This is a genomic window from Pseudoalteromonas haloplanktis ATCC 14393, assembly GCF_000238355.1.
In the GTDB taxonomy this organism is placed as follows: Bacteria; Pseudomonadota; Gammaproteobacteria; order Enterobacterales; family Alteromonadaceae; genus Pseudoalteromonas; species Pseudoalteromonas haloplanktis.
The window spans coordinates 91,884-112,915 of sequence record NZ_AHCA01000002.1; the positions used below are offsets into that span (position 1 = coordinate 91,884).

Sequence of the window (21,032 nt, forward strand, 5' to 3'; positions counted from 1 at the left end):
TTAGAGAATGACAATGAGAACATGCGGTGTAGAAATTACCGGTAGTGACGTACTACTGTGTATTTTAACAAAAGATAAAGACGTATTTGATATACGCGATATTCGCCAAACTCGCTTTACCTTAGGTAATGGCAATGACACAGAAGTAATGCGCAAATTCCAGTTTGATTTTGCTAAGCTTATGCAAGATTATCAAATCGATTCCGTCGCTATTCGTCAACGTGCGCCAAAAGGTAAATTTGCAGGTAGTGCAAACGGATTTAAGATGGAGACCGCGATTCAATTAATTAAAGAGCTCGATGTGCATTTATTTACAGTGACTGAAATCAAAGAGCAATTAAAGCGCAACCCAATTCCTATCGATTTTGCAGAAACAGGGCTGAAAAAGTATCAAGAAAATGCTTTTGTTAACGCCTACGTTTATTTAATGAAGAAAACCTACCGCAGTGAAGAGCTTTAGTTTTAATTAACGCGCTAACAACTACATACTATAGCGCTAGTGAGTATTGCAAACCTGTTTGCATAAACTTACTAGCGTTTTTTATTGCCTCGCATTTCCTTTTTCTTGCTACATTGGTCGTATAGCCCTTCCCTTTGTCGACAATCTATGTTTTTCTAACAAAGTAAACTCTCACAACATTGACACGGAGAACGGCGATGCACGTAAAAAATACAAATAAAACTGTGTTCGACAGCGATACTGAGGGCAAAGCTCCCATTCCATTAACACAAAGCTACTATCAAGGGGCACAAAACCCAATATTGATCAATCAAACCATTGGTGACTACCTAGATAATATTGTCGACAATAACTCCAACCACCCTGCGATTATCGTTCACCATCAAAACATTCGCTTAAGTTATAGTGAGTATCAGCAACAGATCAATCAACTCGCCATGGGCTTGTTGGCGATAGGTGTAAAGCCTGGTGATCGGGTCGGTATTTGGTCACCTAATAACCTTGAGTGGTGCTTAACTCAATTTGCCACAGCGAAGATCGGGGCCATTATGGTCTGTATTAATCCAGCCTATCGCCCTAATGAATTACACTATGCACTTAACTCGGTACAGTGCTCTACCCTTATTACCGCCTCTAATTTTAAAGCCAGTAATTACCTTGATATGCTTAATGAGTTACTGCCAGAACTTGCAACAGCAACTCCTGGGCAACTTTGCGCAAAAAATTTACCCGATTTAAAGAATATCATTCGTATTGGCGATGAACCCGCACCGGGCATGTTTAGTTTTAAACACGTTATGGCACTGCCTGACGATGCAACACAACAAGCACTCAAAAGCATTGCAGCAACACTAAAACCAGACCAAGATATCAATATCCAGTTTACCTCAGGCACTACGGGTAATCCCAAAGGGGCGACTTTATCGCATCGCAACATTTTGAATAATGGTTTTTTAATGGCTAACGCCATGGGGTTAACTGCCGCAGATAAACTGTGTATCCCTGTGCCCTTGTATCATTGCTTTGGTATGGTACTAGGAAACCTTGTGTGTATCAGCAAAGGTGCCACTGCAGTGTTCCCTGGTGAATCGTTTGATCCAACCACCACCTTAGAAGTGGTTGAGCAAGAGCGCTGTACCGCGCTTCATGGCGTGCCTACTATGTTTATCGCAGAGCTTGAACTAAAAGATTTCTCCCGTTTTGATTTATCAAGTTTACGCACCGGCATAATGGCAGGATCAATATGCCCAGAGCAGGTGATGCGAAAAGTGCACTCACTTATGCATATGAAAGAAGTGGTCATTGGCTATGGTCAAACTGAATGCAGCCCTATTAATAATGTCACAGAAATTGATTCCCCTATTGAAAAACAAGTCACCACAGTGGGTCGCGCCCTCGCCCATACAGAGGTAAAAATTATTGATGAACTGGGTGATATTCAAAAAATCGGCCTGCCCGGTGAAGTATGTAGCCGAGGCGCTGGTATTATGCGCTGCTATTGGAATGACGAAGAAAAAACCGCCGCAACGATTGATAAAGATGGCTGGCTGCATTCGGGTGATTTAGGGGTAATGGATGAGCAAGGCTTTGTTGCCATTGTAGGGAGGATAAAAGATATGATTATTCGCGGTGGAGAGAATATCTACCCGCGAGAAATTGAAGAAGTACTCTACACTTATCCGGGCGTGCAAGATGCCGCTATTTTTGGTATCAGTGATGAAAAATACGGTGAAGAAGTCTGTGCTTGGGTGCAACCCAAAGAAGATGCGATATTAACAGAGCAAGAAATACGTACTTTCTTAAAAGATAAACTCGCCTATTTTAAAGTACCGAAGCACATACGGTTTGTTGAACACTACCCGATGACGGTGACGGGTAAGCTACAAAAATTTAAAATGCGTGAACAAATGCAAGCTGAAATAAAAGAAAGCGCATTTTCTTAGCCCTTCTAATTCTAGTTGAGCAAAAGGCTGAATAACTATATTCAGCCTTAAATACTGAAATCATTCTACTGCTTTTTGCATATGGCTGGTTAAAAACAAAAATTGATAAGGAATAACTTTTTGCCAATAGTGCCAGTCATGTACACCGGGTCGTTCTACATAATCATGGCGGATCCTAAGTGCTAATAACGCGTCATGAAGTTCACGGTTTTGCTCAATAAAAAAATCATCAACACCAATATCAAGCATAATAGGCAGGTTATCAGCGGTTTTTTTCCAACGTGTATTACCCGCAGCCAGTTTGTGTAAATTATTGATGATGGATGCATTATCCCAGCGCTGTGGATATTGGCTATACTCACCTAATACTTTTGCAATACCAAATTCAGCAGCAAATGGTCGTAAATCAACACCACCAGACATAGACGTAACAGCTGCAAAAACATCTTGATTATTTATAGCAACATTCAATGCGCCATATCCCCCCATTGATAGACCAGTGATCCCCCGCCCCATTTTAGACCGGTTGGTCGAATATTTATCATCAATATAATTTACCACATCTTCTGCTATGTAAGTTTCATATTGAGAATCGTTAAGCTGCGGCGAATCTAAGTACCAGGCACCATAATTACCGTCTGGGTTTACAACTATCACATCATACTGATCGGCTAATTGTTCTATGTCGGTTAATTTAGTCCAATCAGTGTGGTTACCGCTAAAACCATGTAATACATAGATCACATTGTAACGTTTATTGCTCGAATAATTATCCGGCAGGACTACCGTGATCGGTTGCTCTATCTTTGTTTTTTGCCCAACGAAAGTACTGCTCTTAACTTCAAATGCAATTGTGTGAGCACTAAAAATGAGGCTAAAAATAATGATAAATAGATGTTTCATATTGTTATTTTATTTATGATGTCATTGTATTTTAATCATTTCACTGTTTTTGTATGAAGTAAACAACTAATTTATCATACAATTAAAACTAATAATAAAGACGATTAATCTCGCTGTTTCCATAACTTCACCTTACATTATTTGCTAGGTGCTTTTTGACGAAATCTATCCGTGCAAAATTCGCCTTTTTTCCAAACTTTGGATAAAGATCTAACATACCCAACCATTGAGTAAGAAATTCTTTATTTGATAGTGCTTTAGGTTTGTTTTCGCAGTATTCACGTTCGACTCTATATAACTCAGCCTTGATTGCCCGCATTTGTTTCCAGCAGATGTAGCACAGGTTACGCTCAATCCACATATACTCTTTTCTTACTTCATAAGCCTGTTTCTGATCTTGAGCAAGAAATACAGCCTCACTGTCACATTTGATGCAAACGTATTTAATATCTTCATAATACGCTGCGAGAAATTCGTGGCCGACAGAGCGCTTTGATTCTTGCGAGTATTCATTTCTATTTAGCGGAACTTTATTCATTGGCGTATTAACCATTTTCGTTATGTTAAGTCGAGAGACAGTAAAGTGATACATTGAGTATCAGCTTTTACGTATATGCCTATTTATGTAATGTGTTTTACGCATGCTAATATTAGCCTTCAAGTTAATCCTCATTTATTCTTTTTCTCTGCTCTTTGTGCAAAAAAAATTTAGTGAATTATTCACAAAGAGGTCAAGAGGCGCTGCGCTTTAGAGGAATATAAGCAAATGCTGTGCTAATAATGTAAGGATTATTGCGTAGCGCTCCTTATATGTATTTGCCGTAAGCGACCTGCTTAACTGCCAAATCGACAGAGTTAAGGCTCATATGTGTTAGGTGTTTTCACTTTTGCTGCCTTTTATGAGATAGATGGATAAGAGTACACACAAAGCAGCGCTAACAATAAATGATGGTATAGCAAAAGTCTGAATTCGTGAGAAATAATCTGACCCAATTGCAGGCAAAGCCATGACGCTCGGCAGTACTATCACAAATATTGTTGCAGCTGGAAAAGGCAGTGGTGTAGCCAAGATGGTTCCAAATAAAGCAAATGTTGCTCGCTTGTTAACAACTGTAAACTTAGTACGGTTTAGTGTTTTTATTATTATAAACCCAAAAATTCCAATCGAAATCGTATAAACAATTAGCCACCACACCCCACCAGTAAGAAAATTGATAGCAGAGACCTTGTAAAATTCTTTTTGGTTCGTTTCAGGGGGTGAAAAGATAATATTTATGGGCTTATTATGATTTGATTCTATAAATGAAAGTATCTCTTCATATAACTTATGTCCCTCGATTGAAAAACCTCCAGGCCTGTAGTTGTAGATATTCAATTCCAAAGCTGGAGAATCGGATATTACTGATTCTGAGCTCGGGTAATTTACAAAACGCTTTTTGATCGCAAGGTCTGAGTAATCAATTATTACCACATCCACTTCTAATTCTTCGCTCTTAAAACGCCTTGTCCGATGGATCCTACTTATTTGGTCGTTATTAGTATTAGCGATGGAATCACCCTTATGCTTTCCACTACTCCACTTTAATAGCTCAAGCATTTCTTCATCTTTTCCCAGATCGGCAAAATCTTTAGCCTGAAGAAAGTCTCTAATACTGCCCAGCAGTGTATTGAATTGATTTGCATCAGTAACATCGATATGCAGCGCGGCACGTGGGACGCTGTATGATGAGCCACATGATATGAGCATTATTGATTATTGATAAAAGTATTATAAGAACTGTGCTTCGCATGTCTCTTACATCTAACGAGCCTGTAGAATAACTCGTTTTTAATTTATTTTTATTGATGCGTTAACCATAGCCAAGTTCCTATTTTGATTCAATCGGTTACTTCGATTTTACGTAAAATATTTGCTGTTGCTTTAATTGGCGTTTTAGGAAGCATTACAAAAGCTCAAAAACAAAAGGAATTAACATTGCGCTAGGCAATAACTATCTAGCGTCATTAAGAGATATTTGGATCAATATTCATTACGGGAGATGAACCGCCCATTGTACTTCCTATTAATAAAAAGCGCATGATGGGTGGTGTGGGGGCTGGAGGAGACCTCCGGCTACCCGATTATGTTTTGCTAACGAATAACCTCACATTTACTTTTAGATCCATGTTTATTCAACCTTTTTTGACATTCTTCAAGCGCACGTTTGTTAGCTTTCTTTTTAGAGCTATAACTTTCTGAATAGCCATAAAACTCCCATCCATCTTCAGTTTTCCCTAAAGCAAAGGCTTTCTTTGATTTTTTCGTTTCAAATTCCTTGAGTGCCTGATCTGTATTGTAGTGATAAGTTTTTTGGTTGCATAAATTTGATTCAGGCTCCTTTTCACAAAAAGTTGGAGCAGTTTGGCAACCAGCCAATAAGAAAAGTGGAATTAACCATAAGTATTTCATCGATAGTCCTATAAAAACATAACGCTTGCCGTAAACGGCCTTGTTAGGTAAATTCTTTGTAACACTTTGGAAAATAACCCCAAACTCTAACAAATGATTCCGTCACTTCAAATTCAAAGCCGATCCGTTTAATAAGACTTAGAACCTTTTCAGACAAATCAATATCAATCCACTCAACGCAAAGTAATGGAAATGGTAAGTGATAATACCATTCGCTATCCCAACCCGAGATGTAGCCATTAACCACCTTAGTTCGGTAGCAAGGTGGATTAGAAATTTCACGCATTTGTGATATTAGCTCATTCCATTTTGTGTTGTTTGCAGCACCAACTAATTGCTTTTCTGCAATGAGCCTTTTAGCTTCTTTCACGTCCTTTTCATGGGACACTGTATCAGCCATTGGCAGAAGACTCATGTGTATACCTAACAGCGTTTTACCAAGAATACCGATAAACACTTTATGAAAGTGCCTGTATTCGTATTCGTGCCAATACGCATTAAAATTTATAATAATATTATTAACTTACTAACTTATGAGGAAGATGGCAATAAAAACTCGCCCCGCTCATAGCAAGAACTTACCTAATCGAGAATCAACATTTTTATTAAACGAGAACAATCAAAATAAACACTATTAAAGTCAATCATTTAATTTTATTAATAAGATAAAGCGAGAACTTAAACCAAGTATATACCGAGAATTTTAGTGCAATATCCCTTCAATGAATTAAAGCTGTAGCGCAAAAGCGCCTTGCGCTACGCCTAATTAATTAGTTTATATCCTGCTCAAATGCACCTACATCACCTGGAAATACCACCGGTGATTCAATGCCGTCTTTATTAACAGCGGCTACGCCAAAGTAATAGTTGTCGATCACCACATTTTTAAGGGTTGCTTCGCTTACATCACCGACATAGCGGCTAAACTGCCATTGTGGCTCGCTGGTATAACGCCAGTAAATTCTGTAACCCACTGTTGTTTTGTCGCTGTTTTTTTGCCATTTCAAAGTGGTGCTTGGCTGCACAGCACCTGAGATTTCAACGTCTTTTGGTGGCGCTGGTGCCCATGCCATAGAGGCCAGGCTTACCGCATTAAGTGAGGTGAGTTTTGCCGTGTAATCAAAATCAACACCGTCGATCGTGTCACCATAAACAATACCATTTTCTGTACGTAGATCTTGGTGTTGGTGATTGTAATTTTCGTTGGTTTCCATCACCCTCACAGCGGCATAGCCCATGTCGTTAAATGGGCGGTGATGCCCTCCACGACCAAAACGGTCAAGCCTGTAAACCAACATAGTATCTAAGTTAGGAATGTAACGATCAGCAATGGTATCAATATAACGCGCTAGGTTACGACTTGCAGAATCGACCTCGCCGCCGGTAAAGCGGCGTTTATGAGCTTGCTCTTTGGTTTCAATAACCCGTGTACCTTCAGAGAAGATACGCGCAGTGGTGTTATCCGTTACGCCGTTAATACCTGTAACATTACCAATCATGTCGTTGTTGAGTACACCGTGTACTTGCCAGCCTTGTTTTTGTGCATACGAGGCGAGGATTTTACCACCAAATAATCCTTGCTCTTCACCTGAAAGCGCCGCATAAACAATCGAACCATTAAATTTATACTTAGATAACACACGAGCCGATTCAATCACGCCCGCAACGCCTGATGCATTATCATTTGCACCTGGGGCATCACTGGTAAAATCCATTACATCACTTACACGCGAGTCAATATCACCGGACATCATCACCATGCGGTTTGGTTCATCACTACCGCGCTGAATTGCAATAATATTAACCACTTCAACAGGGTTAGGAATACGTTTTTCACCTGATATGGTGTCTTTTACTTCTAAAACCTCTAAACAGCCGCCACACTCGGCAGATATTTTTTCAAATTCTGCTTTTATCCAACGACGCGCAGCACCAATCCCTCGGGTATTTGATTTAGTCTCGGACAACGTGTGACGAGTGCCAAAATCAACTAATGCTTGAATATCCTTTTCTATGCGTTGAGGTGATACCGCTGCTGCGATGTCATGAAGTTTGGCTTGATCTTGATAATCGGGTTCGACAGCAAATGTGTTGGTTGTAATAAACAGTGTGCTGAGGAGTAACGCAGGTTTACAGGATGTAAGAAAATGGCTTTTTTGCTCAAACATGGTTGGCTCTTTTATTGTTAATAAATACACAAACTACAATACGTGAGTGAATAAATGCTGCAAATAATTTTGAGACTAACAACTGATTAACTCGTTTAATTACCGATTAGTGCAATAAACTGTGTAATCACCATTAAAAAGCCCACTGAAAGTAGTGGGCTTAATAAGCTTAGTTTGACTTAATGACTAGACCACACCTTGCTCTATCATTGCATCTGCAACTCGACGAAATGCAGCAATATTAGCGCCTAACACTAAATTGCCTGGCTGGCCAAACTCAGTTGCTGTGCAACTAGCTGTATCAAAGATGTTTTTCATTATTTGCTGCAACTTAGAATCAACTTCTTCAAATGTCCACGATTGCATACTGGCATTTTGCGCCATTTCTAATTGACTCGTAGCAACGCCGCCAGCATTAGCAGCTTTACCTGGACCATACGCTATTTTAGCGGCAAGAAACACGTCGATTGCTTCTTTGGTGCTGGGCATATTTGCACCTTCACTGACTAAAATGCAGCCATTTTCAATTAACATTTCGGCATCAGCTTGTGTTAATTCATTTTGCGTTGCGCATGGAAATGCGGCATCTGCAGCAAATCGCCATACGGCGTGGCCATCACATGGATAATCAACTTTTGGAATATATTGCGCATCTGGGTGAGTATCTAAATACACAGCTAAACTTGCACGAGCACCTTCTTTGAGCTGTTTAACAAGCGCAAGATCAACTCCTGACTCATGATAAAGTGTGCCTGTTGAATCACTGCACGTGATAGGGGTTGCGCCTAATTGATAGAGCTTTTCCATCGCATAGATAGCCACATTCCCAGCACCTGATACTAAGCAGCGTTTACCTTGCAGAGAGTTATTGGCCTCTTGCAGCATGTAATTAGCAAAATACACAGCACCATAACCCGTTGCTTCTTTACGAACCAATGAGCCGCCCCAGGCCAAACTTTTCCCTGTAAACGCGCCATCGTAACGGCCAGTCAAACGTTTATATTGGCCAAACATATAGCCAATTTCACGCGCGCCAACACCAATATCACCCGCAGGAACATCGGTCGTTGGGCCAATATGACGGTACATTTCATTCATAAATGATTGGCAAAAACGCATGATTTCGCCATCTGAGCGGCCCTTAGGATCAAAGTTAGCGCCGCCTTTACCACCACCAATAGGCAGCCCGGTTAATGCGTTTTTAAATATTTGCTCAAACCCTAAAAATTTTATGATACTGGCGTTCACACTTGGGTGAAAACGTAAGCCGCCCTTATAGGGGCCTAGGGTGGAGTTAAATTCAATTCGATACCCTTTGTTAACGTGAATGTTGCCTTCATCATCAACCCAAGGAACTCTAAACATAATTTGCCGTTCAGGCTCTACTAATCGTTGGATAATCGCATTTTTTTGATATTCAGCGGAGTTTTCGAGGATAGGTTCGAGTGATTCTAGCACTTCTTCTACTGCTTGGTAAAATTCGCATTGTGCCGGACTCGTCTGTTTTAATTGCGCAATTGTACTGTGTATATAATTCATAATTATTCTTCCGTGTTCAAAATTTGTAGTTGTATCAGATGTTAAAATAAACGTGATCAAGTTTGTGATTCATATAGTAAGACCCTTAAAAAATAGAATTTTTAACACTCTAACATGATGAAGCCTTATAATTAACGCCTAGTAACGTGAATTATTTTTGAGTTAACGAAAATACAATTAGATTTTTACCCAGAAATTCCGCATATAAACCCAAGCACACTCATACTGTGAGTAGCTTGGGGAAATAGAGCTTTAACAGCAGCACAATTAGCATTTAGCTTTTTCTAACGATAAACAAGGTATTGTGTTTCAATAACGTTTGCCATATCGATATAATAGACAATCTATTCGCCGCTAACCGTTGTACGTAATTGTAGCTGAATACCGGTTAAGAAATTACGTAACACCTGATCGTTGCAAACACGGTAATGCTTATTATCTACTTTGCGTGAAAAAGCACTTAACTCATGCTTGCTTAAGTTAAAGCCACTCAACGCCAGTGCCGCAATCACATCGTCTGCTTTCATATTCAGTGCAATACGCAATTTCATTAAAATACTATTATTATTTAGTGTGCGCTCTGGAAGTGGCTGCTCGCCATCGCGTTTACCGCGTTTTGTATTAATAAAACCATTTAGAAAAGTCGCAAATTCAGTGTCACTTGGCTCTACATGCCCTGCTTCACTTTCTTTCGTCAGCCAACCTGTTACTTGTAGTGGTGTGACAACATGATCCGCCGCCGCAAAAATTTCAATCATGTTAGTATCTGTTAAATTAAAGGTATAACGCAGACGACGTAAAATATCATTATTAGTCAAAGTAAATTCCAGAGTAAGATAAGACAACCAAGCAAGTATTGCTGGCTAAGTAAGAAGCCGTGCAGTTTAACAGAGTTAATGAAGCCCCCCTATTGATATTTTTCGCCCCCCCACGCCACGATGCCAATATCGACATTACACCACTGATACAAAGTGCGCCTTATAAACCTCATTAGCGTGCAGGTAACGTGCGAATTGATTAATAATCCTTTTATACACAGGTTCTTAAATGAAACTTGATCAATTGCCAAGCACCTTAGCAGGATCAACACGGGTTGCTTGCCATGCGGGGTAAAGGGTTGCCAGTACTGCGAGAATAAATGTGACGATCACAGTAACCACAATATCTTGCCATACTAGTTTACTCGGTAAAAATTCAATAAAATAAACACCTTCAAGAGGGTTGGCCCCGAGTAACTGACTCACTAAAGTAAATAGCTCACTAATATTCAACGCGAGCATCACACCAATAAAGCTGCCTAACACTACGCCGATAAAGGCTTGGCTAAGCCCTTGCAAAATGAACGTTGCGAGTATAGTGCTGTCTTTTGCACCCATGGTTTTTAAGATTGCAATGTTAGCTTGCTTTTCTCGTACTTCCATCACCAATGATGAAACAATATTAAAACTTGCCACGGCAATAATTAAAAATACCACAATATAAACGATGGTTCTGACCATTTGTATATCTTGATATAAACTACCTTGGGTTCTAAACCAACTAGAGATATACACATAATCATCAATTGTTTGACCAACACGCAGCGCTATTTGGTGTGCTTGAAATACATCGTTTACTGCTAAGCGAAGCCCAGTTACTTGTCGTTGTTCATAGCCAAGTACTGATTGTGCTTTGCTTAAATGAATAAATGCCGCACTGCTATCAATGGGGCCTCCCATTTCAATTACACCAACCAATGTTAAAGTAACCCTTTTTGGCGCGAGTATTTCAGCACCAGCTTGATTAACTTGGGGGATCAATAAAGTAATTAACTGGCCTTGTTCAACGCCTAACTGTTTAACAATTTGCTGGCCCAAAATAATTTCATCTTCGCTAATTTGGCTGACCAACTTGCCATAAGTAAACTGATTAACCGCAGACACCTCAGTTTCAAAAGCTGGATCAACACCACGCACTTCAACCGCTTTTAGTTCGCTTTTATATTGCGCCATACCATTGACACTTATAAAAGGAGCAGCACCCGTTACCCCTGGCTGCTTCGTGAGTTTTGCCACTTTTTCAGGCCAATTATCAATTGCACGATTTGGCGCAACATACTCAACCTGCGGTACAACACTTAATAAACGATGTACAAGCTGCTGTTCAAAACCATTGATCACTGACAAAGCCACAATGAGCACAGCAACACCGAGTAAAATACCTATGGTCGAGGCTTTTGCTATAAAGCTAACAAAACCATTTTTTTCGTCTTTACTACCTGAACTTGCTCTAAAACGTTTACTTAAGTAGGCACTAAGCAACATGATTAGCCTCTTTAATTGCCAACTTACCATCATCAAGGTATGCAATTTTACCTAGCTTATCGGCGAGCTCTAAATCATGAGTCACTACTACAAAGCTGGTGTTTAAACTGCTATTGAGTGTTTTGATCAAATCATAAATTTTAATCGCATTTTGTTTATCTAAGTTGCCTGTAGGCTCATCGGCTAAAACTAAATCAGGCTCAGTTACTAAGGCACGCGCAATTGCTACGCGCTGGCGTTCACCACCAGATAACATAGAGGGTTTATGGTTACTGCGATGCGACAAGCCAACTTTATCAAGCATGGCGAGGGCTTTAACATTGGCCTCTTTAGCACTTAAACCTTTTATTAATAAAGGCATAGCTACATTTTCAACAGCATTAAACTCCATCAGTAAATGATGAAACTGGTAAATAAATCCTAAATGGTCGTTACGAAATTTAGCTTGTTCAGCACGTGATAACTTAGCGACCTGCTGACCTTTGATTTTAGCCGTCCCAGCACTTTGCGAATCAAGTGTGCCTAAAATATGTAGCAAGGTACTTTTGCCTGAACCAGAACTGCCTACAATTGCCAACATTTCACCTTGCTGCAAGCTTAAATCAATCCCTTTTAACACTTCTACTTGGTTGGCACCATCTTGATATGTTTTGCTTAATTGTTCACATTGGATAACTAAATCATTCATAACGCAATACCTCTGCGGGGCTAACATTGGCAGCTTTACGTGCCGGATATAATGTGGCTAAAAAGCTCATGGTAATACTGCCAATGGCAATCACTAATAAACTCATCACGTCAAATTTAACGGGTAAAGCAATCCCCGTTAATAGGTTTAAACCAATCCCAGCTAATACTTCGTTAATATAAGCGCTGAGTAACAGGCCGAGTCCTGCACCAATACTGGTACCAATTAAACCGTTGTATAAACCTTGGATCATAAAAACGTGCTGGACTTGTGCTGGGGTTAACCCTAGAGTTTGTAAAATAGCAACTTCACTTTGTTTTTCGCTCACCATCATGGTCAACGCTGAAACAATATTAAATACCGCCACTAGCACAATAAGCCCAAGCAGCATAGACATAATGCGTTTTTCCATCGCTACAGCAGCAAATAAAGTCCCTTGTGACTGACGCCAATCGGTGACTGTGTATTGATTTAAAATGTTGCTGGCTGATGCGCTAAAGGTATCTAACTCAAAAGGGTCATAAAGTGAAATGCTTAAATTTGGTGCGCTATTAGTTGGTAGCTTTAAAATCCGTTGCAGCGATTCGCCACTAGTAAACGCCAAACTCATATCTATTTCAGAACCGGTTTCATAAATTGCCGCAACTGTAAATAAACGTTGGCTAGGGACACGACCAAGCGGCGTGTAACTTGACGCATTGGGCATGATCACCCGTACTTTATCACCTAAACCAATACCGAGTTTACGAGTTAAGTAACGACTGATAGCAATGTTATAGCGCGATGCCATAACAGTTTGCCAATTACCTTGAGTCACTCTATCACTGATTTTATACAAAGATGCGTTATCATCGTATAAGCCTTGCAGCAATACGCCGTGAAGGTCATGGTTAGTTTGTAAAATTGCTTCACCATGACGATACAAGCTCGCGTGTTTTACAAATTCAGATGCCATAATATCATTTTGTAACTGCGTCATTTGGGCCTGTGTTTGCCCATCAGCTGCAATTTCAACATGGGGAATAAGGCCTAGCATATTAGTTTTAAGGTTATTTTCAAAACCATTCATTACTGAACTAACAGTAAATAATGCCATTAAACCTATGGCAATACCGGCGATGGAGAAAAACGAAATAAATGAGATAAATGCATTCCCTTTCGAGGAACGACTGTATCTCAGCCCGATAAACAGGCTAACAGGTTGAAACATAATTATTTATGGTTACATTTAATGCCAATTCAGCGCCCATACTAGCATAGATAAACGGCTGTTGGGTATGTGCAAAAATGTAAAAATTAATGACAAATCAACTACTGCCGTCAATTGGCCCGCCTATTTTTAATGATCTTCAATTTAGTGACGTTATAAGATGGTCAAGTAATGCACGTACATTGGTTGCCACAAACTGTCTCGGGGGATACACGCCCCACACACCTTCGGGCTTTGGCTGGCTGTTCATCAATATTGGTACTAAATCCCCCGCGGCTAAGTCACGCTCAATGTAATAGTTAGGCAATTGAATAATACCTAGTCCTTTTTTAGCCGCATCCGCTAATGCCCAGCCACTGTTACAGCGTAATCGTCCTGCTACTTTAATATGCTTATCACGCCCTTGTTCGCACACTCGCCAATAACTACTGTTCCCCACTAAACATTGATGATTTTGTAATTCTGCTAAGGTATGAGGCTCACCAAAACGCGCTAAATAGGCTTTTGAGCAGCAAATTACAAAATGCCGCTCGCTTAAGCGCCGTGCTTTTAAGCTAGAGTCTTTTAAATGACCCAAGCGAATAGCCAAATCAAACCCACCTTCTAATAGGTTTTCTTGCTCGTTACTCAGCGCCATTTCTACTTCAACATCACTGTGTTGCTGCATAAATGTGTGTACAGCAGGCATCACAAAGCTTTCGCCATACATAACTGGCGCAGTAAGTTTAATTTTACCTTTGGGTGTACTTTGTTGCTGAGCGAGTAAGCCGGTGGCGTCGTCTAAGGCGTGCTGCAAGTGTTTGGTCTGGTGTAAAAATACTTCCCCTTCTTTGGTTAACACTACCTTTCGGGTTGTACGGGTTAATAATTGTGTGTTTAAACGTTGCTCTAATTGCGTAACATGACGGCTTATATGCGCTACCGATACACCCAACACACTGGCTGCACGAGTAAAACTGCCCTCTTCGCCGACTGCGATAAATTCATCTATGCCTAACCAACGACTCATTATTACCATACTGTAAAAGTGTTTTATTAAAATGAAGATTAACATTGTTTGAGAAACAAATAAAATAGCGCTATTGTTTTAAACCATCTAAGTAATTAATAAAAGAGAGAACCCATGTCAGAGTTTATTAAATCAAAAGCTGCAATAGCTTGGGGACCTAACCAACCACTGTCTGTTGAAGAAGTGGATGTGATGATGCCGAAAAAAGGTGAAGTCATGGTCAAAATCACAGCAACGGGTGTGTGTCATACCGATGCGTTCACTTTATCAGGTGCAGATCCTGAAGGTATCTTTCCGGCTATCTTAGGCCATGAAGGTGCTGGGGTTGTTTATGCTGTTGGTGAAGGGGTAACGAGTGTTGAAGTGGGCGATCATGTGATCCCGTTATACACCGCTGAGTGTGGTGAGTGTAAAATGTGTACCTCAGGTAAAACAAACTTGTGTTCGGCTGTTCGCGAAACTCAAGGTAAAGGTTTAATGCCTGACGGTACAACTCGTTTTTTCAAAGATGGTCAGCCAATTTATCACTACATGGGCACCTCAACATTTTCTGAGTACACAGTACTGCCAGAAATTTCTCTAGCTAAAGTCAATAAAGAAGCCTCTTTAGAAGAAATTTGCTTACTTGGCTGTGGCGTCACAACGGGTATGGGTGCAGTAACAAATACGGCAAAAGTAAAAGCCGGTGATACAGTTGCTATCTTTGGCCTAGGCGGTATTGGTCTATCTGCGATTATTGGTGCGAAAATGGCTGGCGCTTCACGCATTATCGGCATCGACATTAATACCTCTAAGTTTGATCTGGCGACTAAGTTAGGCGCAACAGATCTAATTAATCCAAAAGATTTCGACAAACCGATTCAAGAAGTGATTGTTGAGATGACCGATGGTGGCGTTGATTTCTCATTTGAGTGCATTGGTAACGTTGATGTGATGCGCTCTGCCCTTGAGTGTTGCCACAAAGGCTGGGGAGAATCGGTGATCATTGGGGTTGCGGGTGCAGGCCAAGAAATTTCCACACGCCCGTTTCAACTCGTTACTGGGCGTGTATGGCGCGGCAGTGCCTTTGGCGGTGTGAAAGGACGCTCACAACTACCAGAGATTGTAGAGCGTTATATGGCGGGCGAATTTGCGCTTAATGACTTTATTACCCATACCATGGGGCTTGAAGATATTAATGACGCATTTGATCTAATGCATGAAGGTAAAAGTATTCGTACTGTCATCCATTACTAATATAAAGTACACATGCCACCCAGCTTTTGCTCGGTGGCCTGTTAGCGAGGATACTATGTTAGATAATTTAAGTGCCACAAAAGTCAGCGGTGGCTGGCACAAGCAATATAGCCATACTGCAAACAGTACTCACTGCACAATGCGTTTTGCTATCTTTTTGCCACCCGGCGCAAGCCAAACCAATAAAGTTCCCGTGCTGTATTGGTTATCAGGCTTAACTTGCACTGATGAAAATTTTATGCAAAAAGCCGGTGCTTTTAAAAAAGCAGCTGAATTAGGCATTGCCATTGTTGCTCCTGATACTAGCCCACGCGGTGACAATGTTCCGGATGAAGACAGCTATGACTTCGGCCAAGGTGCTGGCTTTTATGTCAATGCCACACAAGCGCCCTACAACACCCACTACAATATGTATGAGTATGTGGTAAATGAGCTACCTGCTTTAATTGAGCAGCACTTTCCAGTAACCGACAAAAAAGCAATTAGTGGTCATTCTATGGGGGGGCATGGCGCGTTGATGATTGCCCTACGTAACCCACAAAATTACACCAGTGCTTCAGCGTTTAGCCCGATTGTGAACCCAATTAACTGTCCTTGGGGGCAAAAAGCATTTAGTCAGTATTTAGGCAGTGATAAATCGGCGTGGGCCCAATACGACACCTGTGAGCTAATGAAACACGCCAAGCAAAAAAATTACCTACCAATGCGCATTGATCAAGGTGAAGCTGATAACTTTTTAGTGGAACAACTAAAAACTGAAAACTTATTCCAACAAGTGAATGAGAATGACTACCCTGCTGAAATTAACATGCATGCAGGTTATGACCATAGTTACTTTTTTATCAGTAGCTTTATTGATGAACACCTATTATTTCATCAATCGTATTTGCAGGCTCAATAGTCTGCTCCTGTGTGAGGTTGTCAGCCGGTACTTCCTCACATTCTTTAAGTGTTTTAGTCACTCGCTTGCAGAGCACTTGCGGCTGTGATTGCTGTTGCACTAATCCGACCAAGAATCGGTCCACTTCCAAACCGAGCTCAGAAAAAGAAAATGTTTGTTGATCACCAACGGGAAAATCCTTTTCTGGCGCCACATGCGCAGGGGAAAGCGCTAAATCAGCATCGTAATTTTCATCTGCTTTTGAATAAATAGCGCCATCAACCAATACCCCAGCCACGGTACATGCAGACAATAATTGGCTAACAGCTAAAGCTACAACAAAATGTTTGAACATAAATTAAATCCTTGTACTACGTTGATGTATTGTTAATTAATACTATAACTAACACAGTACAAAACACTGTAAAAAACTGTAAGTTCATGACAATGAATTAATTAATTGAATATGCTATACTTTTTTAGAAATTTTATTTCTATGAACATTTAATTCAGCACGGGGAATATCAATGTCCACCACAGAAGAAAAATCAAAACTCAATCCGCCCGTGTTTTACACGGCGTCTGCACTCATTATCCTATTAGTCATGTTTACCGCGTTAGCGCCAACAACAGCTGATAGCTTCTTTAATACTTTGCAAGCTGCAATTGTTCAAAATGCCAGTTGGTTTTATGTGTTAACCGTTGCCATTATTTTGATCACAGTGGCATTCTTAGGTTTATCACGCTACGGAAACATCAAGCTTGGGCCTGATCATTCGACCCCCGATTATAATCATGTTACTTGGTTTGCCATGCTGTTTAGTGCAGGTATGGGAATAGGCTTAATGTTTTTTGGGGTTGCTGAACCAGTTATGCATTACATGAACCCTCCCGTTGGTGATGCACAAACCGTACAGGCTGCCCGTGAAGCCATGAAAATCACCTTTTTTCACTGGGGATTACATGCTTGGGCCATTTACGCTATCGTTGCACTGATCTTAGCCTTTTTTAGCTACCGTCATGGCTTACCATTGACATTACGCTCAGCGCTTTACCCATTAATTGGCGATAAAATTTACGGCCCAATTGGTCATGCTGTTGATGTATTTGCCGTTATTGGTACTGTATTCGGCGTCGCCACCTCTCTAGGGTATGGCGTCCTGCAAGTGAACTCTGGGTTAAATTATTTATTTGATGTGCCCGTGGGTATTATCACCCAAGTGATCCTAATTGCAGCAGTCACAGGCTTAGCGATAATCTCGGTTACCACAGGCCTTGATAAAGGGATCCGTATTTTATCTGAATTAAACATGGGCCTTGCGGTCATCATGCTAGCATTTGTACTTATTCTTGGCCCTACCGTTTATTTATTACAAGCGTTTGTGCAAAACGTAGGCGCTTACGCATCCGACATTGTCAACCACACCTTCAATTTATTTGCCTATGAAAAAACGGATTGGATGGGTGGTTGGACTATTCTTTATTGGGGTTGGTGGATGTCATGGGCGCCATTTGTTGGTTTGTTTATCGCACGAGTATCCCGTGGACGTACCATTCGTGAATTTGTAATGGGTGTGCTATTTATTCCAACTGGTTTTACATTAATGTGGATGACTTTTTTTGGTAATTCGGCCATTGACTTGATCATGAATCAAGGTGTTACAAGCCTAGGTGAAGCCGTTTCTCAAGATGTCGCGATTTCAATTTTCGCCTTTTTAGAAAACTTCCCTATGTCTGGTGTACTGTCATTTATTGCCACCTGTATGGTTATCGTATTTTTTGTTACTTCCTCTGATTCAGGCTCAATGGTAGTTGATATGCTGTGCTCTAACGGTAAAGACAACACACCTGTTTGGCAACGTATTTATTGGGCCGGTGGTGAAGGTGTTGTCGCTGCGGTACTGCTGATGGTTGGTGGCTTGGGGGCACTGCAAACGATGACCATTGCCAGTGCACTGCCCTTTGCGGTGGTGTTACTCATAGCAACATACGGCTTGATCAAAGCATTGCGAGTTGATATTGCCAAACGGGAAAGCTTGCAAATGAATATAGCACCAATTGCGCCTACCTTACCTGGCAGTGAAGGTGCAAGTTGGCAAGAACGCCTGAACAATATTGTTGATTTTCCAAATAAAACCAACGTTAATCGATTTGTTAAATCAATTGCTTTACCCGCGATGCAAAGCGTAGCCAAAGAGCTTGGCACTCATAACTTAGAGGTCATCGTTGATGTTGATAAGCTTGAGCGTGGTCAAGTCAGCTTAAGAGTATTACTTGGCGAAGAAATAGACTTTCTTTATGTAGTAAAACGCCGCTCTTATGAAAAACCGTCGTACACAATTGATGATGAAGATGATGACGATAGTGATGAAAATTATTACCGTGCCGAGGTTCATTTACGTGAAGGTGGTCAAGATTATGATGTAATGGGATGGTCTAAAGAAGCCGTAATTAATGATCTGATCGATCAATACCATAAACACATGCACTTCTTACATACCCTACGCTAAATCAGCAAAGCAATTACAAGAGTAAGTATCTTATGCTTACTCTTGTAGCTCAGCCATAAATTCTTTCACAAAACCAATCAGCTGCAGAATAAAAATAAACAAAAATGGCAGAGCACCAATCACTGCCAGACTACGGTTAAGTAGTTCATTATTTTGTAATAACAATACCCAGCTGCTCAACGCAAGAACAAAAGACCAAGTATACAGGCTTAAACGGTGACTGCTTTTTGCCCCAGCTAAGTTGCGTATCACTAATATTGCAGAGTCGACAGAAGTTGCCACAAAGATCAACAAAAGCAATAAACTTGCCCAAATGAGTACACCACCTTGCCAGCCTAGCTGCTTAAAAAATACAAATAAACCTTGGGTATAATCAACTTTAATCGCGGCCATAATACCGCTGTTATGACCACTGTCCCAAGCGATTGCAGATCCAGAAAAAACACTAAACCATAAAATAGTGACACAGGTTGGCACAATAACCACACCAACAATGTATTGCCATACTGGACGTCCTTGGCTTATTTTAGCTAAAAATACACCAACGAATGGTCCCCATGCTAACCACCAAAAATAATAATTATAGGTCCAGCTATTCGCCCAACTAGGCGCATTTAATTGGCTAGAGAACTGCCAAGTTCCCGTTACTAATAAGTGGATATAATATTGGCTACCACTGAGCGCCACATCAATGATCGGTTGCAGGGGTACCATAGTCATTAACCAAACAAGGATAAAAAATGCTAAAAACACGTTAAACTGACTCAGTGTCTGCACACCTTTTTTAAGCCCTAATCGTGCAGATAAGCTGTAAAGTACAGCCAATAACACAATAATAATTAACCCGACCAACCACGGCGTATGAACATCCAGCTTTAACTCAATTCCTTTACTCAGTAGTAAAGTTGAATTGGCAATCGTACCAACCACACCAAAAAATATGGCCAAAATAGCTAATAACTGAATCAAAAATTTTAACTTTAACTGCTCTGCTCTGTTAAAAAATGAGCGTGTCAAACTCAGCACCGGGGCACTAATATCACCAGCTTTACCACTATTATGGCTTAAGCCACCTAGCACTAAGCCAAATACTGCGTACAAAGCCCACGCATGTGCACCCCAATTCACTAATGTGATAGCTAACGCGGCTGCTTGGCGATCAGGATATAAACTTTGCTTTAAAGGGGGTTGTAAAACATGCATTACGGGTTCAGCCACGCCCCAAAAAACAAGACCAGATCCCATTCCTGCAGCAAATAACATAGAAAGCCAACCAAAGTTTGAAAACTCAACTTTTGCGTGTTCACCCCCTATTTTACGTTGCCCAAGAGGGCTGAACGCCAGTACTATCACGCCAATCAATAAAAAATTCACGAGCAGAAAAAATGGCCCGCCTAATACTGCTAACACATTAATGATCAATGGTTTGATAGTCGCAGTCAGTGCATCCGGGAACAAAAATGCCCCCGCAACTGAGATCATACAAAGTATCAGTGCATACGTTTCAAGACTAGCAGTAAAATTGGAAAAACGAGATCGACTTGTCACACTCATACCTTAAAAATTAGCAATGCTAAGAATACGGCGCTTTCATACGGATATCAAATTAGCAATTTACTTGAGTAAAACTCCCACAGTAATATGTAAATGTTACCTAAAATACGTAAAGCTATTGACTACAGAAACATAACATATTGATAAAAAATAAAAACTATATCTACCAAGGTGGTTTGA

At 40.6% G+C, this 21,032-nt stretch carries 19 protein-coding genes; 5 read left to right on the plus strand and 14 right to left on the minus strand.

Features of this window, described 5'->3' with window-relative positions; translation table 11 throughout:
* Window positions 1-13: 13 nt before the first annotated feature.
* Together PHAL_RS0104600 and PHAL_RS0104605 are read left to right on the plus strand one after the other, a co-directional pair.
* Entirely contained in the window at window positions 14-460 is a 447-nt protein-coding gene (locus PHAL_RS0104600; RefSeq protein WP_016707249.1) for a DUF3010 family protein, read from the plus strand.
* Between the two features lie 197 nt (window positions 461-657).
* Window positions 658-2,403 (plus strand): AMP-binding protein, encoded by a 1,746-nt coding sequence (locus tag PHAL_RS0104605; RefSeq protein WP_016707250.1) that lies wholly within the window; start codon window positions 658-660, stop codon window positions 2,401-2,403.
* Window positions 2,404-2,463: 60 nt separating this feature from the next.
* On the opposite strand, the gene PHAL_RS0104610 is transcribed toward PHAL_RS0104605, so the two are convergent.
* The 12 genes from PHAL_RS0104610 to PHAL_RS0104665 all read right to left on the minus strand — a co-directional run bounded on the left by PHAL_RS0104610 (window position 2,464) and on the right by PHAL_RS0104665 (window position 14,672).
* Window positions 2,464-3,306, minus strand: a complete 843-nt coding sequence (locus PHAL_RS0104610; RefSeq protein WP_016707251.1) for an alpha/beta hydrolase — start codon at window positions 3,304-3,306, stop codon at window positions 2,464-2,466.
* A 127-nt stretch (window positions 3,307-3,433) separates the two neighbouring features.
* Window positions 3,434-3,844, minus strand: a complete 411-nt coding sequence (locus PHAL_RS0104615; protein WP_158217501.1) for a zinc-ribbon domain containing protein — start codon at window positions 3,842-3,844, stop codon at window positions 3,434-3,436.
* A 333-nt stretch (window positions 3,845-4,177) separates the two neighbouring features.
* Entirely contained in the window at window positions 4,178-5,053 is an 876-nt protein-coding gene (locus PHAL_RS0104620; RefSeq protein ID WP_016707253.1) for a hypothetical protein, read from the minus strand.
* A gap of 384 nt (window positions 5,054-5,437) precedes the next feature.
* Window positions 5,438-5,755, minus strand: coding sequence for a hypothetical protein (locus tag PHAL_RS0104625; RefSeq protein ID WP_016707254.1), 318 nt, complete (start codon window positions 5,753-5,755; stop codon window positions 5,438-5,440).
* A gap of 43 nt (window positions 5,756-5,798) precedes the next feature.
* Complete coding sequence (locus PHAL_RS0104630; protein WP_016707255.1) at window positions 5,799-6,170, minus strand: DUF6678 family protein; 372 nt, start codon at window positions 6,168-6,170, stop codon at window positions 5,799-5,801.
* 355 nt (window positions 6,171-6,525) lie between these two features.
* On the minus strand, window positions 6,526-7,923 hold the full coding sequence (locus PHAL_RS22775) for a M28 family peptidase (protein ID WP_050901562.1): 1,398 nt from the start codon (window positions 7,921-7,923) through the stop codon (window positions 6,526-6,528).
* A gap of 186 nt (window positions 7,924-8,109) precedes the next feature.
* Window positions 8,110-9,462, minus strand: a complete 1,353-nt coding sequence (gdhA, locus tag PHAL_RS0104640) for an NADP-specific glutamate dehydrogenase (protein WP_016707256.1) — start codon at window positions 9,460-9,462, stop codon at window positions 8,110-8,112.
* A gap of 344 nt (window positions 9,463-9,806) precedes the next feature.
* A complete protein-coding gene (locus PHAL_RS0104645; protein WP_016707257.1) occupies window positions 9,807-10,280 on the minus strand; it encodes a YehS family protein in 474 nt (157 codons plus the stop codon).
* A gap of 240 nt (window positions 10,281-10,520) precedes the next feature.
* Window positions 10,521-11,765, minus strand: coding sequence for a lipoprotein-releasing ABC transporter permease subunit (locus PHAL_RS0104650; protein WP_016707258.1), 1,245 nt, complete (start codon window positions 11,763-11,765; stop codon window positions 10,521-10,523).
* Window positions 11,755-12,453 (minus strand): lipoprotein-releasing ABC transporter ATP-binding protein LolD, encoded by a 699-nt coding sequence (gene lolD / locus PHAL_RS0104655; protein ID WP_016707259.1) that lies wholly within the window; start codon window positions 12,451-12,453, stop codon window positions 11,755-11,757. Before lolD ends, PHAL_RS0104650 begins: the two co-directional genes overlap by 11 nt.
* Entirely contained in the window at window positions 12,446-13,663 is a 1,218-nt protein-coding gene (locus PHAL_RS0104660; protein ID WP_016707260.1) for a lipoprotein-releasing ABC transporter permease subunit, read from the minus strand. Before PHAL_RS0104660 ends, lolD begins: the two co-directional genes overlap by 8 nt.
* A gap of 139 nt (window positions 13,664-13,802) precedes the next feature.
* A complete protein-coding gene (locus PHAL_RS0104665; RefSeq protein ID WP_016707261.1) occupies window positions 13,803-14,672 on the minus strand; it encodes a LysR family transcriptional regulator in 870 nt (289 codons plus the stop codon).
* Window positions 14,673-14,786: 114 nt separating this feature from the next.
* On the opposite strand from PHAL_RS0104665, the gene PHAL_RS0104670 reads away from it, so the two are divergent.
* Both PHAL_RS0104670 and fghA read left to right on the plus strand, forming a co-directional pair.
* Window positions 14,787-15,908: an S-(hydroxymethyl)glutathione dehydrogenase/class III alcohol dehydrogenase gene (locus tag PHAL_RS0104670; RefSeq protein WP_016707262.1), complete on the plus strand. Its 1,122-nt coding sequence runs from the start codon at window positions 14,787-14,789 to the stop codon at window positions 15,906-15,908.
* Window positions 15,909-15,963: 55 nt separating this feature from the next.
* The gene (gene fghA / locus PHAL_RS0104675) at window positions 15,964-16,809 is read left to right on the plus strand and encodes an S-formylglutathione hydrolase (protein WP_016707263.1); all 846 of its coding nucleotides are present in this window, start codon (window positions 15,964-15,966) and stop codon (window positions 16,807-16,809) included.
* Here fghA and PHAL_RS22780 read toward each other — a convergent pair.
* The gene (locus tag PHAL_RS22780; RefSeq protein ID WP_016707264.1) at window positions 16,760-17,143 is read right to left on the minus strand and encodes a hypothetical protein; all 384 of its coding nucleotides are present in this window, start codon (window positions 17,141-17,143) and stop codon (window positions 16,760-16,762) included. The genes fghA and PHAL_RS22780 overlap by 50 nt on opposite strands.
* Window positions 17,144-17,315: 172 nt before the next feature.
* On the opposite strand from PHAL_RS22780, the gene PHAL_RS0104685 reads away from it, so the two are divergent.
* Entirely contained in the window at window positions 17,316-19,298 is a 1,983-nt protein-coding gene (locus PHAL_RS0104685; RefSeq protein ID WP_016707265.1) for a BCCT family transporter, read from the plus strand.
* A 36-nt stretch (window positions 19,299-19,334) separates the two neighbouring features.
* On the opposite strand, the gene PHAL_RS0104690 is transcribed toward PHAL_RS0104685, so the two are convergent.
* The gene (locus PHAL_RS0104690) at window positions 19,335-20,846 is read right to left on the minus strand and encodes a BCCT family transporter (RefSeq protein ID WP_232321838.1); all 1,512 of its coding nucleotides are present in this window, start codon (window positions 20,844-20,846) and stop codon (window positions 19,335-19,337) included.
* Between the last annotated feature and the right edge of the window lie 186 nt (window positions 20,847-21,032).